Source organism: Microcoleus sp. T3_D1 (assembly GCF_036700405.1).
In the GTDB taxonomy this organism is placed as follows: Bacteria; Cyanobacteriota; Cyanobacteriia; order Cyanobacteriales; family Microcoleaceae; genus Microcoleus.
Map to the genome: position 1 here is coordinate 78,608 of NZ_JAUBOV010000005.1, position 18,694 is coordinate 97,301.

At 46.6% G+C, this 18,694-nt stretch carries 17 protein-coding genes and 1 pseudogene; 7 read left to right on the top strand and 11 right to left on the bottom strand.

What is annotated here, in order from left to right; all coding sequences use genetic code 11:
• Positions 1-199, top strand: a 199-nt coding sequence (locus QT992_RS04340) for a hypothetical protein (RefSeq protein ID WP_333376595.1), incomplete at its 5' end; no start/stop codon positions are given.
• Positions 200-215: 16 nt separating this feature from the next.
• Here QT992_RS04340 and QT992_RS04345 read toward each other — a convergent pair.
• Positions 216-1,286 carry an Mrp/NBP35 family ATP-binding protein gene (locus QT992_RS04345; protein ID WP_333057242.1) on the bottom strand — a complete coding sequence of 357 codons (1,071 nt, stop codon included), beginning with the start codon at positions 1,284-1,286 and terminating at the stop codon, positions 216-218.
• 282 nt (positions 1,287-1,568) lie between these two features.
• On the opposite strand from QT992_RS04345, the gene hemF reads away from it, so the two are divergent.
• Together hemF and QT992_RS04355 are read left to right on the top strand one after the other, a co-directional pair.
• Positions 1,569-2,612 (top strand): oxygen-dependent coproporphyrinogen oxidase, encoded by a 1,044-nt coding sequence (gene hemF / locus QT992_RS04350; protein WP_333233669.1) that lies wholly within the window; start codon positions 1,569-1,571, stop codon positions 2,610-2,612.
• Positions 2,613-2,669: 57 nt separating this feature from the next.
• Complete coding sequence (locus tag QT992_RS04355; protein ID WP_006631392.1) at positions 2,670-3,032, top strand: STAS domain-containing protein; 363 nt, start codon at positions 2,670-2,672, stop codon at positions 3,030-3,032.
• Positions 3,033-3,277: 245 nt separating this feature from the next.
• Here QT992_RS04355 and QT992_RS04360 read toward each other — a convergent pair whose 3' ends face one another.
• Positions 3,278-3,898, bottom strand: a complete 621-nt coding sequence (locus tag QT992_RS04360; protein WP_333376598.1) for a chromophore lyase CpcT/CpeT — start codon at positions 3,896-3,898, stop codon at positions 3,278-3,280.
• Positions 3,899-4,235: 337 nt separating this feature from the next.
• On the opposite strand from QT992_RS04360, the gene psb29 reads away from it, so the two are divergent.
• Positions 4,236-4,949 carry a photosystem II biogenesis protein Psp29 gene (gene psb29 / locus QT992_RS04365; protein ID WP_333322434.1) on the top strand — a complete coding sequence of 238 codons (714 nt, stop codon included), beginning with the start codon at positions 4,236-4,238 and terminating at the stop codon, positions 4,947-4,949.
• A 271-nt stretch (positions 4,950-5,220) separates the two neighbouring features.
• Here the strand turns inward: psb29 and QT992_RS04370 are convergent, their stop codons facing one another.
• The 7 genes from QT992_RS04370 to QT992_RS04400 form a co-directional block, all read right to left on the bottom strand.
• The gene (locus QT992_RS04370) at positions 5,221-5,757 is read right to left on the bottom strand and encodes a late competence development ComFB family protein (RefSeq protein ID WP_006631395.1); all 537 of its coding nucleotides are present in this window, start codon (positions 5,755-5,757) and stop codon (positions 5,221-5,223) included.
• A gap of 208 nt (positions 5,758-5,965) precedes the next feature.
• Complete coding sequence (locus QT992_RS04375) at positions 5,966-6,907, bottom strand: M23 family metallopeptidase (RefSeq protein ID WP_333341599.1); 942 nt, start codon at positions 6,905-6,907, stop codon at positions 5,966-5,968.
• 760 nt (positions 6,908-7,667) lie between these two features.
• The gene (locus QT992_RS04380) at positions 7,668-7,895 is read right to left on the bottom strand and encodes a hypothetical protein (protein ID WP_333043850.1); all 228 of its coding nucleotides are present in this window, start codon (positions 7,893-7,895) and stop codon (positions 7,668-7,670) included.
• 52 nt (positions 7,896-7,947) lie between these two features.
• On the bottom strand, positions 7,948-9,474 hold the full coding sequence (locus QT992_RS04385; protein ID WP_333341584.1) for a phosphomannomutase/phosphoglucomutase: 1,527 nt from the start codon (positions 9,472-9,474) through the stop codon (positions 7,948-7,950).
• A 451-nt stretch (positions 9,475-9,925) separates the two neighbouring features.
• The gene (locus QT992_RS04390; RefSeq protein WP_333341586.1) at positions 9,926-10,831 is read right to left on the bottom strand and encodes a D-hexose-6-phosphate mutarotase; all 906 of its coding nucleotides are present in this window, start codon (positions 10,829-10,831) and stop codon (positions 9,926-9,928) included.
• 28 nt (positions 10,832-10,859) lie between these two features.
• Positions 10,860-11,381, bottom strand: a complete 522-nt coding sequence (locus QT992_RS04395; RefSeq protein WP_333341588.1) for a hypothetical protein — start codon at positions 11,379-11,381, stop codon at positions 10,860-10,862.
• Between the two features lie 74 nt (positions 11,382-11,455).
• Positions 11,456-11,683 (bottom strand): hypothetical protein, encoded by a 228-nt coding sequence (locus tag QT992_RS04400; protein WP_333341590.1) that lies wholly within the window; start codon positions 11,681-11,683, stop codon positions 11,456-11,458.
• Between the two features lie 108 nt (positions 11,684-11,791).
• Between QT992_RS04400 and QT992_RS04405 the strand changes: the two genes are divergently transcribed.
• Positions 11,792-12,916, top strand: coding sequence for a formylglycine-generating enzyme family protein (locus QT992_RS04405; RefSeq protein ID WP_333341592.1), 1,125 nt, complete (start codon positions 11,792-11,794; stop codon positions 12,914-12,916).
• 564 nt (positions 12,917-13,480) lie between these two features.
• Here QT992_RS04405 and QT992_RS04410 read toward each other — a convergent pair.
• A pseudogene (locus QT992_RS04410) lies at positions 13,481-14,410 on the bottom strand (acyltransferase family protein); the annotation flags it as partial.
• 283 nt (positions 14,411-14,693) lie between these two features.
• Here QT992_RS04410 and QT992_RS04415 point away from each other — a divergent pair.
• The gene (locus QT992_RS04415; protein ID WP_333376601.1) at positions 14,694-17,009 is read left to right on the top strand and encodes a cation:proton antiporter domain-containing protein; all 2,316 of its coding nucleotides are present in this window, start codon (positions 14,694-14,696) and stop codon (positions 17,007-17,009) included.
• 197 nt (positions 17,010-17,206) lie between these two features.
• Here the strand turns inward: QT992_RS04415 and QT992_RS04420 are convergent, their stop codons facing one another.
• Positions 17,207-17,419, bottom strand: a complete 213-nt coding sequence (locus QT992_RS04420) for an Hfq-related RNA-binding protein (RefSeq protein ID WP_333097600.1) — start codon at positions 17,417-17,419, stop codon at positions 17,207-17,209.
• Between the two features lie 312 nt (positions 17,420-17,731).
• On the opposite strand from QT992_RS04420, the gene dapF reads away from it, so the two are divergent.
• A complete protein-coding gene (dapF, locus tag QT992_RS04425; RefSeq protein WP_333376603.1) occupies positions 17,732-18,574 on the top strand; it encodes a diaminopimelate epimerase in 843 nt (280 codons plus the stop codon).
• Positions 18,575-18,694 lie beyond the last annotated feature (120 nt).

The following is an 18,694-nucleotide window of genomic DNA, read 5'->3' on the forward strand; positions in this document are numbered from 1 at the left end:
AGATGCCTGTTCCACAAACAAGCACAGGCAAGATGCCTGTTCCACAAATTCAACAGGCAAGATGCCTGTTCCACAAATTCAACAGGCAAGATGCCTGTTCCACAAATTCAACAGGCAAGATGCCTGTTCCACAAATTCAACAGGTTTCTTGTGGGGAGTAGGGGTTGGGCGGGACGCCCGCCCATCAAAAGCTGATTAACAATCCAAGATGTGAGTTAGGCTAAGGCTGCTACGGAAACTTTACCGGCAATGCGACCCGCGATCGCCCGCAACTCCCTAGCTGAAGCAGAACCCGGTTGTCCCACGACGATCGGCACCCCCGAATCGCCACCTTCCCGCAACGGAATTTCCAGCGGAATGCGGCCTAACAGCGGCACTCCCAACTCAGCAGCAGTCTTTTCCCCGCCACCGGAACCGAAAATATCGTATTGCTTATCGGGCATATCGGGTGGCACAAAATAGCTCATGTTTTCCACAATTCCCAGCACCGACACTCCCAACTGCTGGAACATCTTTAACCCCTTGCGGGAGTCCAACAAAGCGACAGTCTGCGGCGTCGTCACGATCACCACACCAGCCATCGGCACAGCCTGCGCCATTGTCAACTGCGCGTCTCCCGTACCCGGAGGCATATCGACAATCAGATAGTCTAAATCGCCCCAATTCACCTGATACAGGAACTGCCGAATGATCCCGTTCAACATCGGGCCGCGCCAAATCACGGGTTGGTCTTTGTCAATTAAAAATGCCATCGACACTAATTTGACGCCGTAGTTGAAGGCGGGTTCGAGGCTTTCCCCGCTTTTTCCGTCCCTAACCATCACTTTTGCGTCCCCCAAACCCAACATATTGGGGTCGTTGGGCCCATAGATATCCGCATCCAGCAAACCCACCTTAGCGCCGGTTTGGGCTAGCGCTACTGCGACGTTTACCGCCACCGTGCTTTTGCCGACGCCGCCTTTGCCGCTGGATATTGCGATAATATTTTTCACGCCTTCAATGCCTTGGCGATCGACCACTCCCTTCTGCTGCGGCGTCTCGGCTGTCACCTCCACTGCCACTTTTTCGACTCCTGGCAACTGTTTGACCGCTTTTTGGCAATCTTCGACAATAAATTCTCGCAGCGGGCAAGCAGGCGTTGTCAGCACTAAAGTAAAACTGACGACACCGCCGTCAATTTTTATGTTACGAATCATGTTCAATTCCACCAAACTCTTTTGCAGTTCGGGGTCTTGCACGGGTCGCAGGATTTCTAAGACTGAACTAACATCGAGTGTATTGGGCATTGTGTTCTCCACCATAGCTCTGCAATTGGGTTTGCGAATTTTCGATCGCAGGTTTAAGTATATTTTTATTGCTATTTTTTAATGTAACTTCATAGCGATCGTTTGCAGACCTGCGGTGGCATAATTACATGACGACAGGATTTGGGACTCACGGTCAATCTCAAACTCAAATGCGATCGGCAAGAATTTCTACGACCGAAAGCAATTTGGTCACAATAGGCGAATTGAGCCGTGGTCGCAATTCTTCAATTCTTCAATCTAAAATCTTAAATCTTAAATCGGATGACAGTTTCTACCACACTTAAAACCGCCACTTCCCCGTTTTTGCCGCCCGCTGACTCTAGAGCTAGAGTCAGCCAATTTATGAAAACCCTACAAGACGAAATTTGTCAATCCCTCGAACAGCTCGATGGCGTTGGCAAATTTAAGGAGGACTCTTGGGAACGCTCCGAAGGCGGGGGCGGACGTTCTCGCGTCATGCGCGAAGGCGATGTGTTTGAACAAGGGGGAGTCAATTTTTCCCAAGTGTGGGGCGAAAGTTTGCCGGCTTTGATTCTGGCCAAGCACCCCGAAGCTGCAGGTCACGATTTTTATGCAACTGGCACTTCGATGGTGCTGCACCCCCGCAATCCCTACTTGCCTACGGTTCACCTGAATTACCGCTATTTTGAGGCCGGGCCGATTTGGTGGTTTGGCGGCGGTGTGGATTTGACTCCTTATTACCCCTTGGCTGAGGATGCAGCTCATTTTCACAAAACTCTGAAAGCAACTTGCGATCGCCACCATCCCGGATATTATCCGACATTTAAACTTTGGTGCGACGAATATTTCTATCTCCCCCACCGCCAAGAAACCCGCGGCGTGGGCGGTCTGTTTTTTGACTACCAAAGCGCTCAAGGCGCGCTTTACCGCGACCATCATGTCAAAGGCAAGGCCGCTGAGTGCAGCAACAACATCGGCGTGCCGGAACCGAGGACTTGGGAGTCGCTGTTCGCCTTCGTACAGGACTGCGGCCGGGCATTTTTGCCAGCTTACACCCCAATTGTTGAAAAGCACCGATCGAAAGAATACGGCGAGCGCGAGCGTAATTTCCAACTTTACCGCCGTGGCCGTTACGTTGAATTTAACTTGGTGTACGATCGAGGCACGACCTTTGGTTTGCAAACCAACGGACGCACCGAATCGATTCTCATGTCCCTGCCACCTTTGGTACGCTGGGAATACTGTTACGAGCCAGAACCCAACTCTCCCGAAGCCGAACTCTACTCCAAGTTCTTAAAACCGCAAGATTGGGCGAATTGGATGCCTCAGCAGTCACCGACCTGAGTTAAACTACTGGGACAGTAACCACCGCGATAGATAATAAATTTGAGGGAAGGGTCAGTGATTCATATTGATCAAAAAACCCACACGCTTCAAGACGGTACAACAGTTATCGTCTTAGCACCGACAGGACGGTTGGACATCACTACAGCTTGGCAATTCCGCCTCAAGTTGCAAGAGTGTATTTCCAAACTTAGCCGCCATGTTGTAGTGAATCTTGGTCAGGTTAACTTTATCGATAGCTCTGGCCTGACCTCACTTGTAGCAGGTATGCGGGATGCGGATAAAGTTAAGGGAAGTTTCCGCATTTGCAATGTTCATCCCGAAGCCAAACTGGTGTTTGAAGTCACCATGATGGATTCTGTGTTTGAAATCTTTGAAACGGAAGAAGAAGCTCTAGAGGGGGTGCCGCGCGCAAGTTGACCACTCTCGCTTGCATCGGTTGCGGTGTAAGCGCAATTTAAGCTTGAGGCTCACAAAAAGCGCCGGAACCCTGCACAAGAACAGGAAGCAGGTAAATTATTGCCAGCTTCCTTATGCTTTCTTCCTTTCTTGAGAGGTTGAGAGGTTCACCAAAACACTAAAGTAGAAGAATAGGTCAAGGTAAAGTCTTGCCTTCTATCCTAGATAGCTATATTTTTCTTCCTAGTTTCTTGTTGCTTCTTGCTTCAAACCAATATCTCAGCAGCAAAATCCTGACGCTTGACAAATCTAAAAGGGCCCATTAAAGCTCCCCAGATAGCCTTGCCTGTGGTGGGGCTTATTCCTTTGTCGTAGCTGAGAAATTCCTCGCCTGCGGCTTCAAATCCCAAGTCTACTTGGTAATTTTGCCCCCCGTAGGCAAAGCCGCAGCGAGTGCCCTCCGGCAAAGATGCCCGAAATCGATAGCCGTTTGAGGCTAAATTTTGCACCGCAACCGAGAGGGTGCAGCCGGGGAGGAGTTGGATTTGCTCCTTCGTTAGCTTTCCCAGCAAGTCGGGGTTGCAACCGGCTCCTTTGACGGCTGCAATGTCGTTGAACATATAATACTGAGCTTCGATAAGTCCTGGCGCTATCTGTGAGTGCCTCAGTTGCACGATGCGGGGGCGGTATGGCTTGTCTAATTCCAGAATGTTGGCTTGTTCGGCAAACAGGGCAATGCTGGGTTCGGAAAATAAAGGAACGGGTAGTGGTCTTTGCCACATACGAAGGTGGACGTACCACGCCGGCTCTGCTAGCGCTTGTTCTCGGTTGTCAAATTCGCCCGCCATGTACTGGGCTAAAGCTATTAATTCAGGAGAAATTGTCATGTTTGTTTTTTGAGGATTAGGGATTGACAAGAAAAAGTTATTGTGATATGTAAAACCATATCAAGGCTGGGCAAGTCAGAAGATGAGATTTATGAGCGATCCCAGAAGAGCTATGATTGTAAAGATACTGGGTTTTTTCCCTCATATTGCGACATATTAATTGTTGCTGCCGATCGCGCGTAAAATATTTTTAGATAAAATTTTGTCTCGCAATCCGGCGGCAACGCTTAAAAAACTGGCAATTTTTGTCAGCCCGATCGCAGAGAGACTCCCCCGACTTTACTCACGCCGCGCTGGCACGCCCGCTACGGCAAAATTATTTATCTATAAGACTCAGGTGAACAATAACCGTACTGTTTCAGATACTAAGCGAAGTTTCTATACGATTCACACTCGACCGATCAACTCAATTTACCGTCGAGTGGTGGAAGAGTTGATGGTAGAAATGCACTTGCTTTCGGCGAATGCCGATTTTCAATACGACCCGATTTATGCTTTGGGTGTAGTGACAGCTTTCGATCGATTCATGCTTGGGTACGCCCCAGAAGCCGACAGAGTTTCGATTTTTAACGCTTTGTGCAAGTCCCTAGAAGACGATCCAGAGCGCTACAAGCAAGACGCTCAGCGCTTGGAAAGCGTGGCAGATCGACTTTCCGGGCAAGAGTTGCTCTCGTGGATCGATCGCTCGACCAGCTTTGAAGATACAGCGGATTTGCAAGCGTCTTTAGGGGCGATCGCCAGCAACCCTCAATTTAAGTACAGCCGCTTGTTCGCGATCGGTTTGTTCTCGCTATTAGAAAAAGCTGACCCTAACTTGGTAAAAGACCAAGACACGCGAAACGATGCGATCGCCAAAGTCAGTGCGGCCTTGCACCTGCCAGAAGACAAAGTTAGCAAAGATTTAGATTTGTACCGCAGCAATTTGGAAAAAATGGCCCAAGCGCGAATAGTGCTTCAAGATGTCATCCAAGCGGAACGGAAAAAACGCGAAAAGCGAGAGACAAAAGTTACCGCTGGCCCTTCGGCTGAGTCTTCTGACAGCAGCAATTAATCGTTTGAAGGAAGAAGGAAGTTCGGCAACGGATTTTATAACGGATGTAACGGATGTAACGGATGTCAGGAACAAGGAAGAAGGAAGAGGGAGTTTTTTATTTTTTACATCAAATAAAAACTCTTAAATTTTAATTTTTTGTTCTTGAATTCTGGCTTCTGCCTTCTGGCTTCTGCCTTCTGATGAATCTTGGGCGCTGCGGAAACTAAAAATCCCGCTTTCTGAATTGAGCGGGATCGACTTAATCTAAAATAGAGCTATTGGGGTGGTACTAAGGCTGCGGCTCAAAATTAGTGGCGTTAGCTTGCAGCCAAGTGCTTAGCTGTGAAAGAACTTCGTTTCCCGAAGACTTGCCCAAAGCTGTGGGGTTTGGGGTGTCGGGCCGATCCAAGTTGCGGGCGATCGCTGCGTTGACTTCTTTGGAAATCAAATCGTGAAGTTGCTCTTTAGCCCTGGCCCTTTGAAAATGAGCTCCCTCTTCCGTCGTAGCGTACAGAGGTGGCAGCCTATTTAAAGCATAAGCTGCAATATCTCCCACATCCAGACTAAGGTCACTCGTCGCCTCAATTTCTGCCACTCTAGCGATCGCATCGCTGAGTACCAACTCTTCCATCACGTTGATGAACTGTTTGCGTGGCAGAACCACAACTTCGCCAGTCAACAAAGATCCCATGAGACGATCGAGAGCCATGTACTCTTCGATCGACAATTCCGAAGCCGTATTGCAGATCCGTCCCACCTCAGCTTCCATAGACGGCGTTAAATAGCCATCCTGCAAAGCCTGTTCAACAATTTTTTCAATACTCATATATGCGTCCCCGCTCAACGGCATCATCAATAAAGTTTTGTGAAGACGCGATTGTTAGCGTCTTGAGATTCAAGTTTTGAGAGTTGAGTTGAGAAATTTTATATAAATCCTAACTCAATACTGATAACCCATCACAGTTATCTGCACACCCCAGCCACAAACTTACCCCATAATTGACTGCTTTATCCGTCAAAACCTGTAAAAACTCCTACTCAACTCCCTGAAGCCGCCAAGGTACAGGATCGACCGACTGCCCATGCACGTAAAGTCCCCAGTGCAGGTGAGGGCCTGTCGAAGCCCCCGTTGACCCCAGAGTACCAATTACTTGACCTGCTTTCACAAAATCGCCTTCCTTGACATCAATCCGGCTGAGGTGCATCAAAATGCTTGCTAGCCCTTGACCGTGGTCGATACCAACGACGTTCCCGTGGATTTTGAACCCTTGGGATTCGCGTCCCACTAGAGATACCCGACCTGCTGCCGGTGCGACTACAGGGGAACCGTAAGCACCCGCGTAATCAACGCCGCGGTGGTAGTAGTCCTGAGCAAATACCCCATTATAGTATCGGCGAACTCCGTAAATAGTGGTAATTTCGCCGGAGTTGGGGCGCAACAATTTGCCGTCCCAAAATTTTTCGGGTGTCACGAGTGCTTTAAATGCGTCTACGCGATCGAATTCAGCATCTGTACCTTCGCTGTCTTTCCCAGGCGGTAGCCAGATGGATTGAGTGGGAAAATTGCGATCGCGCACTTGCACGCTCAACTTCTGCACTTGTCCGTCACCTGCGACTTGGAGTTGGCGGGCACCGGGTTTCTCTAGCGGCGTCGTCGGTAGCAGGGCCCGAAAGCGACCGTTGCCGATCGGAAACGCGGGGTAGTTTTTTTGCTGTAGAGAAACTGTTGGAGTTTCCCCGCCGTTACCGTCAACCTGAATCATTACTGACAGCGTATCTCCCAGTTGGGGATTTGCCGGCGTCACAACTACCTGCAAAGCTTGCACCGGCAGGGCAAAACTCAGAAAGCCAGCAACAATTCCCCCGATCGAACTGGCGGTTAGCTTGTCTACTTTCAACTGCCCCCACCGCAAAATCCGACCTGTAATTATTTCCGTACTTAGCCCGCAGTTGTCTCGATTCACACTCATTACCATCACTAGCTGTCCTTAACCTTTGTCTCGCTGATATGTTTTTAATATCTAGACTAACTATACCAATCCGCAATGATTCGAGAGAAACAGCCGTAGGTAAAAAGCTTGGTAACAGATTGGGAGATGAGAGACTAACTTAAATAAATGCTTAACTTGAGGTGATAAGAATAATAAAAATTTCTCTAGTGCGGGGAGGAAAGCCCGCTTGAGCCAGACGCTCACACTACCGTTTCCACTACAAATCTAGGAAAACCCAAGTTTCCACAGAAACACTCTTCATCTCTAAGGATCGCGAATTAAATAACTTACAATTTTAATTGTTATTGTGGGACGGGCGGGACGCCCATCCCACAAACTTGTGGAAGTTATTTAATTCTCATTCCTAAGCGGATGGGATTATATTTTATCAGTCCTAGCTACTGTTGCATAACTTTTAATAATTAATATTAGTTATAGTTCACGGCGCTAAGCTGTTGTACACCTAATTTGACAGTCAAGTTTTCTATAATTATTGTGGAACGGGCATCCTGCCCGTCTCTGGATTCAATTTAAATGCGTAGCAGCTTACCACAAAATTATTTTTAACTCCTCTGCTCTTAAATCAATTCTTTCGTGGCAGTTTATTTTCGGAGAACCTTCCTAAAACTCTCTAGTTATTGTAGCCTAATTTTTGAGTAAATAGTATTAATTCCCAATTTTAAAATCTCACATCTAAAATGGTATGAGATAAAAATTGAGAATGGCTATAATCTATCACCTAGAATTAGAGGGATTCAAAGGCAGCGGTGAAACCATCTAAGGTCAAGCATTCTTCCATAAATTCCTCTACATCATTGACATTCTCAAGCTGATATTCCATGATGCGTTGACCATCGCCTTTCATCTTTTTGGAAGAGGAAGGCGTGGCCGGATATTTGGCAGCAATGGCTTTGAAAGCTTTGGAATGGGTATCCCAGCTTTCAGCAGAACATTTTATGATTAAAAGCCACATGATTAAATTCCTCCTTGGGTTTGGTTTACTAATAGTCTGACACGAGTAAAACTTAGATCGATAGTGCCGAAAAATCAAGGGATTCTGTTGTTTGGAAAAAAGCTAAAAGCCGAGGCACTATGTGAGCAACACCACCCTTAACATTAGACTCAACATTCAAAGGCATCACCGGATCGTGGAGTGATAAGCGTAACAGAAACCAGCCGGATTCGCTAGGTGAGGTGCAGGAAATTCGCAAACCTTCATAGTTATTGGGAACTATTTTCCAGTCTGCTTGCGTTGAGACAAATTGTTGCAGTTGTTCAATCACGCGATCGCCGTGAGCCTTGAAATCATCTACACCAAGTTTAATCCGAAATTCGGCACTTTCTTCGGGTTCTTTTAAATTCGCAATTAACTCTGGCAAAGATTGATTTGCTAGCTTTGACTTAGCCAATTCAATCAATAATTTGCTGACCAAATAAGCGCCATCATCCAGAAAGTAATTTTCTTTCAAAGCTCCATGTCCAGAGGTTTCAATCGCTAGCCATGATTCTTGTCCGGCTTCATTGAGGCGAATCGACTCGTCAATCACATTTTTGTACCCGCGTTTAAAGCGGTGGTGAATCCCTTTTAGATCCTGTTCGATGAATTGTGTCAAGCCATCGGAGGTGATAGAATCGGTAACAATGGTAGAGCCTGGGTGTTCTTTTAATATAATGGCAGAAATCAAGGCAATTAAGCGATTGCGATTCAGTTCCTTGCCAACTCCATCGACGGCCGCACTGCGATCGACATCGGTATCAAAAATAATCCCAAAATCAGCATGATGTTCAATTACCGCTTGACAAATTGACTGCATTGCCTGTTTATCTTCGGGATTTGGCACATGATTGGGGAAAGTACCATCAGGTTCTAAAAACTGACTGCCGGTGGTGTCTGCACCTAAAGGTTTTAAGACTTTATCAACATAAAAACCGCCAGCACCATTACCCGCATCCACAACAATTTTTAATCCTGTTAGTGGTTGCTCAAAATTATCTGGATGATTGACGGCTTCCCGGATATTTTTGACAAATTGGTTAGCATAAACAGAAATAAAATCATGCTTTGTAATGTTACCGGGCGATGCGGCTGGCTGAAAGTAATTGCTTTGGGCTAGTGTTAAGATATCTGTAATATCCTGCTTTTGTAACCCACCTTTGGCAGTGAAAAACTTTAAGCCATTTCGATTAAATGGCAAATGGCTAGCAGTGAGCATAATCGCGCCGTCGCAATCAAAGCCAGGGGTAATGGTACTCATAAACATGGCGGGGGTTGAGGCCATTTCAAAGTCGTACACGGTTGCACCAACTGAGGCGATTCCCTCCATGACTGCTTGCATTAAGGTTGGCCCTGATAGGCGACTGTCACGCCCGATCGCGATCGTTAATTCGGCCGCAGGTTTATTGACTTTTTGCACCAGCCAACTGACAAAGGATTTACCTAAGATTGTCGCAATTTCGGGCGTTAGGTTGACTTTTTCATTGGGGACGCCTTCGAGGGCGATACCGCGAATGTCTGATCCATTTTGAAGTTTTGTCCAGTTGAAGATTTGCATAATAATATTGAGGGTAACTAAAAAGATCGGAGTCGGCGGTTGAAACCGATTATACAAACTTTCCTCTGCGGCCCGTTCGACTCAATTTTGCCGAACGTCTTTCGCTGACTCAGAAATAAACAGGGGAGAAATTTTGGATTTGGTATTATATCATGTCCGGTCGATTACCTAATACGGTAGGGGCGGGTTCACAAAAAATATCTGCTAATAATTGACAATCTCAAAAACCCGCCCTTTTAATCGCGGTCACTCGATCGGACATGAAATTATTAGTCATTAGGGTGACAGAGTTTTTCAATTCAATCAGCTAATCGGCATTTAAGTTGTATTTAAAGAAACAATCCCAGTCTTGTGGGTGGGATTTGAGCAACGCGCCAACTATCCAATTGAAATGTGGAACAGCTTACGGGGAATTTCTGACCAATCACCGCTGAGATTAAGCTGTGATTCCTTAGCGGGGTTCAACGCTGTAAATTGCCTGCAAGCGGAACTCACCATGAGCGGGAACTTCCACAATATCTGTAGCTGCATTGGTCGTTTCTACGCAGAGTAAACGCTGATAATCTGCATCATCAAGGTCGGCCATATTTGCAGAAATTGTCACCCAAGGATTCCACACTACGACGGATTTACTACCAGATGATTTAATGCGAATACGGCGATTGAGGGCGCTATCGTCAATGACTAATTCATTGGTGACATCAAGATAAATACGATCGACTTCACCTGTTACTACCACTGCACCCACTTGAGTTTTTTCCACACCACCATCCGCTTTATCAAGATACTGGCTATTTTCTAAACCTAAAACCTGCACGCGGTTGATATCGCCGACTTGGAAATAGGTATGGAAAGCTTGGGTGAGGGGAAATGCTTTGTCGCCTAGATTGCGGGTGATTAATTCTACAGTGAGGGTTGTGCCGATCGTAATCTCGATCGCCAGTTCAAAGGCTTGGGGCCAAATTGCTCTAGTTTCATCGGTATCCTTGAGTCCGAGAGTGACTTTGGTTGCGCCGTCGGGGGTTGTGGCGGTTCCTAGCACATTCCAGAGGCGATTCCGCACAAACCCGTGACTCGGACGCCCCAAGGCTTCGGGATCTGGGCCAAACCAGGGCCAACAGATGGGTATACCGCCTTTGATGGCTTTCCCTTCGGCATAGTAGGCTTTTTCGCTGACGAACATCAAGTCTGTGGTTTCGGTGGCAGGTTGAAAGGAGAGCACTTGACCGGAATACACAGAAATTAAGGCTTTGGCTTGACCGTTGTCGATGTGAATCATCGGGAAACCACCGTTTCCCGTGGCGAAGGTGAGGTTCCCGGCAATGCCGTAGTCTGTGTTTAATTGGTCAATACTCATGCTTTTGGCTTGGTGAATTGCTTTACAATTATCCGATATTATGGTGGCTAGATTGATTAGATTGTTGAGTTTGACCTGCGAGGGTGCGATCGACACAACGATGCAGTCCCAGAAACGGATGGGGAGTGCCAACGGATCGCGAGGCGATGTGCGATCGAACGCGCACTTGCACGCTCAAATTTTGCACCTTTCCGTCTTCCGCCACTTGGATTTGGCGGGTACCGGGGCGATCGAGCGGCGTCGTCGGCAGCAGGGCCCGAAAGCGATTGATGCCCGTAGGAAAAGCTGGGTAGTTTTTTTGCTGTACGGAAACCGTTGGAGTTCCGCTGCTGCTGTTTACCTGAATCATTACTGACAGCGTATCTCCTAGTTCGGGATTTGCCGGCGTCACCTTCACCTGCAAAGCTTGTACCGGGGATACCAAACTGAGAATGCCGACAACAATTCCCCCACTCAAAATCGCCTTCTTCATGTTTGCTTTCAACAACCTATACCCCAAAATAGCACCCGCCACTATTTCCGCACTTGACTCGGAGTTGGTTTGATTCACAGTCCTTGTGATGACCGATATCCTTAATCTTTGTCTGGCTAATGTTACCCAAAGATTCTAATTTTAGTACCCTCTCACCGCCAAGGATAACGCACTATTACGACTTGCGCCAACTCAGCAAATGTATCGCGATTTAGCGGAGCGCAAGGCGCTATTTGCTGACTTTGTAGCAAAGCTGCATCAGAGGATGTTTCACGGTTTCGATCGCGGTATAATTTTGTCATTCTGAGTGGAGGGCGATCGCAGCGAATGATCTGAGATTGTGGGAAAATACTGAGATGTTTCACTTCCGTGCGCTGCATTTAACATGACACAGAAACACTTATTTCAAAAATATTATAAATTTTTAATATTTGACATATTTATTATTTAAATGCCACAGTTGTAGATATTACAGAGGTTAAAATGCTATGCCAAGCGATCGCGATCAACCCAGAGAATACGATGCAGTCAAAGGGGGGCAAAATTCAATTCCTGTCAGTGCGGCGGTACAGGGAGGAATTGCCGGCGTTAAAACCCGATTGGCCTTGCCCTCTGTCGAAGCTAGAATCGCCGCACTCTCCGATGCGCTCAAATATGGAGATGCAGGATTAGATTTGATACTGGGAGCATTGCAGGATGAGTCAGTACAGGTTAAATTAGCTGTCTATTCACTACTGAAAGATAGAAATGAGAAGAAGATAAAACAACATTTACAAAACTATTTTTTTGATTTTGATGTCATCACTGTTAATTCTAATGGACGAGAAAGCAGTCGCAGCAAGTCGTTTGCTTTCTACTTCCCCGAAGACCTAGGAAATGGAATTGTGTTGGAAATGGTTTACATTCCCGGTGGCACATTGATGGTAGAGTCGCCAGTAACAGAAGTTGATAGATATAGAGATTATGGGGAAGGTGAGAAGCCTCAAGTCACAATACCCGCTTTTTATGCAAGCAAATACCCGATCACCCAAGCAGAGTGGGAAGCAGTTATGGGAAATGGAACCAACCAATCGAGTTTCACAGGCGAAAAACGTCCTGTTGAAAATGTATCGTGGCGGGAGGCATTTAGATTCTGTAAAAAACTATCGCAAAAAACCAGTAAAAAATATCGTCTTCTGAGTAAAGCAGAATGGGAATATGCTTGTCGTGCCGGTGCAACAGCAGCCCCATTTGAGGGTGCTTATTTGTCAATTATCCAACAAGTTAACCGTGACGGCAATCATCTCGACTTTGATGCACCGCAGGGTCTTGAACGCCAAATAAAGGATGTGGGGAGTTTTCCGCCTAATGCTTTTGGACTTTACGATATGCACGGCAAGGTTGCGGAGTGGTGTGGCAATAGTGGCTTGGATAATACCGATAAAGGCCCCGAATCTACAGGCGGTATTATCTCACTCTTAACAAGGATGGAGCTTGACTCTCTCGGCCATACAGATCCCAAGTGGTTCAATCGCATCTTGCACCTGTGTCACAGCCCGTATCAAGAAGGCATCGGCTCTTCTTTGATAGAGGGTGTTCGCGTAGCCATGTCGTCGTATTCTTCCCCCTCCTAGTTTTTCCAGCAAGGGTTCTTCTTGACTGTCAGAGTAATTATCCAGTAGATCGGATAAATTCTCACAGGGCGTTTGACTAAAAAAGATTTTAACTGATTTCTCTGACCGATCGCATATCTGTGAACGTACACCCTGAGAAAACCACTCACTACAAAAAGGTAATTAAAATCACTCCACCCTGCCTGAAATAAATTAAAAAAAGTAACTTGATTTTTTCTCTCGGCGCTCATCTCGTTGAGGTGAAACATTACCCCCAATAAAGGCGCAATCTCTCGCTCAAATTGCAAGAGATTAAGGTTTTTTTGAGCAGTGAAACTCTTTGGTATCAGAAAATACCTGGTTCTATAGTTGCAGTTGTCCTGGCTCCCCAACTATAGTCAACGCGCCAAACATAGTCAACACATTAGATACTATAATATAACTTTATACTTTTTTCATAAACTTGTGCAAGAAGACTTCCGACTGATCGTTGACTTAGTTCTAGTTCTCGCTGCTGCCGCAGCAGGAGGAATCTTTGCATCGCTTTTGCGACAGCCGGTAATTCTCGGGTATCTCCTGGGATGGTTAGATTCGGCCTTCTGCTTTGGGATGAAACATTTTTTCAACAATATTTTTACGCAGAAAAACTGTCAATGGTTTTTCTATCAAAGAGTAGAATATGCAACCGAAAACTACGGCGAACACTGCCAGTAGAGCCGGAGCAAAGAAACCGTCGTAATATTTTCCTAAATTCGCCTTTTGCAAAATTTTTGTCATTGCTAAAATCAGCGGCGAGTGGGTCAGAAATATCGAGTAGGAGGCATCTCCCAAGAAAATTAAAAAATAAGGAATTTTAGGGGAATCCTTGAGGTCTATCGAGGTAGCAGCAATGATTAACATAGCTGCTAGCACTCCAAAAGTAGGGACGCGCCGGAACTCTATGTTTCTCCAGGCGATGAGGATTCCTAAAATAACATATCCTAAATTTGCTATTCCAAACAATATCCACCTGTACTTGCCGATCTTATTGTTATATTTAATCACAATATACCCAGCCATGCAGCCCAAAACAAATTCTAGATTCATACCCCCAAATACTAGAGCCAGCCAGACAAAAGAGTTGGGGAATGTTACAATTTTCCAAAAATGTAGAATCGTGACAAATAGCCAAGTCGAAAGTATCGGTACAGAATGTTTTGGTTTGAACCAGATAGCTATACTGAACAGGAAGTAAAAATATAATTCGTAAATTAAAGTCCAACCTACCACGAGAATGGGCTGTTCATTTTGAGGAATCAAGAGAAGCGAGCCAATTACGTATCCTAAACCTAAATCTTGATTGTTAGCAAAACCGGGAATTACTAGAAAAAAACACAAAAGTGTCAGAGTAATAATCCAGTATATGGGATAAATTCTCACGGCGCGCTTGACTAAAAAAGATTTTAATTGGTCTTTTTTACCGATCGCATATCTGTGAACGTACACCATGATAAAACCGCTCAATACAAAAAAGTAATCAACACCGCTCCAGCCTGCCTGAAATAAATTAAAAAAAGTAACTTGATTTTATCTCTCGGCGCTCATCTCGTTGAGGTGAAACATTACCACTAATACAGTCGCAATCCCTCGATAAACTTGCAAGAGGTTAAGCTTTTTGTGAGGAGTTGAACTCTGCGCCATGAGAAAATACCTGGGTCAAGGGTGGCCGTTGTCCTTGCTCCCCAACTACAGTTAACCCACTAAACATAGTCAACACATTAGACACTATAATATAACTTTATACTTTTTTCATAAAGTTGTGCAAGAAGACTTCCGACTGATCGTTGACTTAGTTCTAGTTCTCGCTGCTGCCGCAGCAGGAGGACTCTTTGCATCGCTGTTGCGACAGCCGGTAATTCTCGGCTACCTGCTGGGAGGGATCGTAGTTGGGCCGGCAGGTTTGGGGCTAATTAAAGAATTAATTCAGGTAGACACCCTGGCTGAATTCGGGGTTGCCTTTCTGTTGTTTGCCTTGGGAGTGGAATTTTCTTTCGCCGAACTCCAGAAAGTTAAAGCCATTAGTTTGGGCGGGGGGGGCTTGCAAATTGTGCTGACGATCGCCATTACTACTGCAATTTCCTTGGCGGTAGGCTGGGTAGAATCGCCCGCTCAAGGCGTGTTTTTAGGAGCGATTCTGTCGCTTTCCTCGACCGCAGTCGTCCTGAAATGCTTGATGGAACGCAATGAATCCGGTACTTCCCACGGTCAAGTCATGCTGGGAATATTAGTAGTTCAAGATTTGGCTTTGGGGCTAATGCTAGCAGTTTTGCCGGCACTCAATCAGCCAGCAGAAGCGATCGGCATGACGGTAGCGTGGGCCCTGCTGCGGATCGGGTTATTTGCTGTCGGTGCTGTAGTCGCCGGCATTTGGATGGTACCGCAGTTGCTGCGCTACCTCGCGAAAACAGAAAGTCGGGAACTGTTTTTGCTGGGAGTTGTGGTTTTGGCTTTAGGGATTGCGCTGCTGACAGAATATTTGGGTTTTTCGATCGAGATGGGCGCATTTGTGGCGGGTTTAATGATTTCGGAGGTGGAATATGCCGACCAAACTTTAACTTATGTCGAGCCTTTGCGAGATATTTTTGCATCCTTATTTTTTGTCACCATCGGAATGTTAATTGACCCGATGTTTCTGTGGAACCATCTAGAAGTAATTCTGGGACTGGTATTTATAGTATTTGTCGGCAAATTCTTGATTATAACGCCGATCGTCCGACTATTTGGCTATCCGCTAAAAACAGCATTGATCGCAGGTTTGGGCTTAGCTCAAATAGGAGAATTCTCCTTTGTACTCGCTAGTGCCGGCCAAGCTATGGGGCTGGTTTCGCGGAACGTTTACCTGTTAATTTTAGGCACGACAGCAGTCACCCTCGTGCTAACTCCGTTTGTATTGAGAAGCGTGCCACAGTTATTGAAATGGGCGGAAAATTTCGGGCCTTTGCAGCGCTATTTTGACGAAACATCTCAACCTGTGGCAATAGCTGAAACTTTGCCGGAACAAAATTATGTTGTGGTTTGTGGCTACGGGCGAGTCGGCAGAATTTTAGTCAAAATGCTGCAAAGCCGCAACTGTTCAGTTGTGGTGATCGACGAGTCAGAAAGTAGAATTCAAGAGTGCAGAGTCCAAGGAATTCCTTACATTTACGGGAATGCTGCCAGCTTGCACGTATTGGAAGCCGCGCGGGTGGAACGGGCAAAAGCAATGGCGATCGCCCTTCCCGATCCCATGAGCACTCGCTTGTGTCTGAAGCGGGCTTTAGAATTAGTCCCGGATTTGGATATTGTGGTGCAGGCCAACCAAGATAAAGACATCGAACTGCTTTACCAACTGGGGGCCTGGGAAGTTGTGCAGCCGGAGTTTGAGGCCAGTTTAGAACTGTCTTCCCACTTGTTGGCTAGTATTGGGATCTCGGCAATGGCGATCGCGCGGGAAGTGCAGCAAATTCGCAGCAGCCGCTATCTGGAATTGCGGCCACCGCGCGAACCTTTGGCGGTTTCGCGGGATTTGAAAGTCGCGGTTCGAGATATGAACAGCGAGTGGTACAGCTTGCCGTCGGGTTCTCCCATCGCCAGCATGACTCTGGAAGAAACTAACTTGCGGCAGTTGACAGGGGTCAGTGTAATGGCGATCGTCCGCCAGAATGGCGAGGAAATTGATTATCCCAACGGGAAGACAGCTTTGCAGTCGGGCGATCGACTTTTTGTAGTGGGAGAACCGGAAGAACTCATCAGTTTTGAGTTGCTGGCGAAGGGGGAAGTTGCAGTGCCGCAAGGCGACAGTTCTTGCCAGTGGCTGAGGCTGCCAGCAAAGAGCCCTTGGGCGGGCAAAAAACTGTCAGAGGTAGATGTGCTGACCCAGTACGGGGTGCAGGTGCGGGCGATCCGCCGGGAAGGGAAATTTACTCGCTGGCCGGACGGAACTACCAATTTGCAAGAAGGCGATCGTTTGCTGCTGTGCGGCGGCTTTTACGAACTCGGCTTGATGCAGCGGACGGCCTCACCGCCGGTGCCGCAACCTGCTTTCAAGCTGCCTTTGGTCAAGGCCCAAGTCAGTGAAAAGCTGTTTAGCGATTAGGGAAGTTCGGCAACGGATTCTGTAACGGATGTAACGGATGTAACGGATGTAACGGATGTAACGGAGGTCAGGAAGACCGAAGTTGGAAGAGGTTCGAGGGAAGAGGGAAGATTTTTCCCCTCTCCCACTCTCCCAATCTCCCCCTCTCCCACTCTCCCAATCTCCCACTCTCCCCCTCTCCCCCTCTCCCACTCTCCTCAGCCGTTGGGTTTGAGATAAGCAATTGCTGGCCGCGAGATCAGAATTTGTGTTTCTGACGGATCGAGGAGGCAAATGCAGCTATTATCCTGCCAAAAAATTCTGCCCGCTAGTAAGTCGCCGGTAAGGAGTTTGATCTCCACCTGTTGTTTGTCTTTGATGTAGCTTTGTATTAAGCGAACGCTGGGCAATCCGGTTTCAAATTCAGACATAGTTCAGAAAAATATAGTCAAATATTACCTTAAACCATATTCTTCTGTTTATACCGTTTAACCCTTACTGCCGCAACTACAAGCGCGTCTACCCGATGAGGGATAAACAAGTTGGCGGCTAGTTTTCGACCGATATTCATTGAGGGATTGACATCAGCATTAATTAGATATCCCTGTGGAGTTATAAATATTATATTTGTTTATATTTCACTAGAAAGGACTATAAATTGCATAAAGTTTTATAATACTGGGAAATGGGTAATTTGGTCATCAAATTATCTAATCCGTTTTAACCAAAAGAGGTTTGTTTTTATGCCGATCGAGTTTGCGAAGTATCACGGACTGGGAAATGATTTTATTCTGATTGACAACCGCCACTCGTCAGAACCCGCGATCGCGCCAGAACAAGCTGTGGATTTGTGCGATCGACATTTCGGGATTGGCGCAGACGGTGTGATATTTGCTCTTCCGGGTCAAAACGACACTGACTATACAATGCGGATTTTTAACTCCGATGGTTCGGAACCGGAAATGTGCGGCAACGGGATTCGCTGTTTGGCTAAGTTTATCGCGGATTTGGACGGGTCAGAGGCGAAAACTCAGTACCGCATCCACACTCTGGCTGGTGTGATTAGCCCGGAATTGCGATCGGACGGTCAGGTTAAGGTGGATATGGGAGTGCCCCGGCTGCTGGCTGCGGAAATTCCGACAACTTTGGCTGCAGCGGATGCCAAAGCTATAGATGTGCCGATCGAAGTTGCTGATAAATCTTGGTCTGTTACCTGCGTCAGCATGGGCAATCCTCACTGCATTACTTTTGTAGAGGATGTTGCGGCGATTGCTTTAGAAACTGTCGGGCCTCAATTCGAGCACAACAAAGCCTTCCCGCAGCGTACCAATACGGAATTTATTCAAGTGGTACGTTCAGACTACGTAAAAATGCGGGTGTGGGAAAGAGGCGCGGGTGTTACTCTAGCTTGTGGGACTGGTGCTTGTGCTGCTGTGGTAGCTGGAGTGTTGGTAGGAAAGTGCGATCGGGTAACTGCGGTTGAACTCCCCGGCGGCGTTTTGGAAATCGAATGGGCGGAAGTTTCTGGGCGAATTTACATGACCGGGCCGGCACAGCGAGTATTTACTGGTTGTATTAGTCATTAGTCATTAGTCATTAGTCATTAGTCATTAGTCATTAGTTATTAGTCATCAGTCATTAGTCAGAAGGGATTTTTTGTTTAATTAACAAGCAATAAAAATTATTGAATTCAAAATTTTTATTGA

Excerpts from the sequence above, each read along its gene's own strand:
- QT992_RS04345 (WP_333057242.1), bottom strand. The coding sequence starts at position 1,286 with ATGCCCAATACACTCGATGTTAGTTCAGTCTTAGAAATCCTGCGACCC.
- hemF (WP_333233669.1), top strand. The coding sequence starts at position 1,569 with ATGACAGTTTCTACCACACTTAAAACCGCCACTTCCCCGTTTTTGCCG.
- QT992_RS04360 (WP_333376598.1), bottom strand. The coding sequence starts at position 3,898 with ATGACAATTTCTCCTGAATTAATAGCTTTAGCCCAGTACATGGCGGGC.
- QT992_RS04370 (WP_006631395.1), bottom strand. The coding sequence starts at position 5,757 with ATGAGTATTGAAAAAATTGTTGAACAGGCTTTGCAGGATGGCTATTTA.
- QT992_RS04375 (WP_333341599.1), bottom strand. The coding sequence starts at position 6,907 with ATGGTAATGAGTGTGAATCGAGACAACTGCGGGCTAAGTACGGAAATA.
- QT992_RS04380 (WP_333043850.1), bottom strand. The coding sequence starts at position 7,895 with ATGTGGCTTTTAATCATAAAATGTTCTGCTGAAAGCTGGGATACCCAT.
- QT992_RS04385 (WP_333341584.1), bottom strand. The coding sequence starts at position 9,474 with ATGCAAATCTTCAACTGGACAAAACTTCAAAATGGATCAGACATTCGC.
- QT992_RS04390 (WP_333341586.1), bottom strand. The coding sequence starts at position 10,831 with ATGAGTATTGACCAATTAAACACAGACTACGGCATTGCCGGGAACCTC.
- QT992_RS04400 (WP_333341590.1), bottom strand. The coding sequence starts at position 11,683 with ATGCAGCGCACGGAAGTGAAACATCTCAGTATTTTCCCACAATCTCAG.
- QT992_RS04405 (WP_333341592.1), top strand. The coding sequence starts at position 11,792 with ATGCCAAGCGATCGCGATCAACCCAGAGAATACGATGCAGTCAAAGGG.
- QT992_RS04420 (WP_333097600.1), bottom strand. The coding sequence starts at position 17,419 with ATGTCTGAATTTGAAACCGGATTGCCCAGCGTTCGCTTAATACAAAGC.
- dapF (WP_333376603.1), top strand. The coding sequence starts at position 17,732 with ATGCCGATCGAGTTTGCGAAGTATCACGGACTGGGAAATGATTTTATT.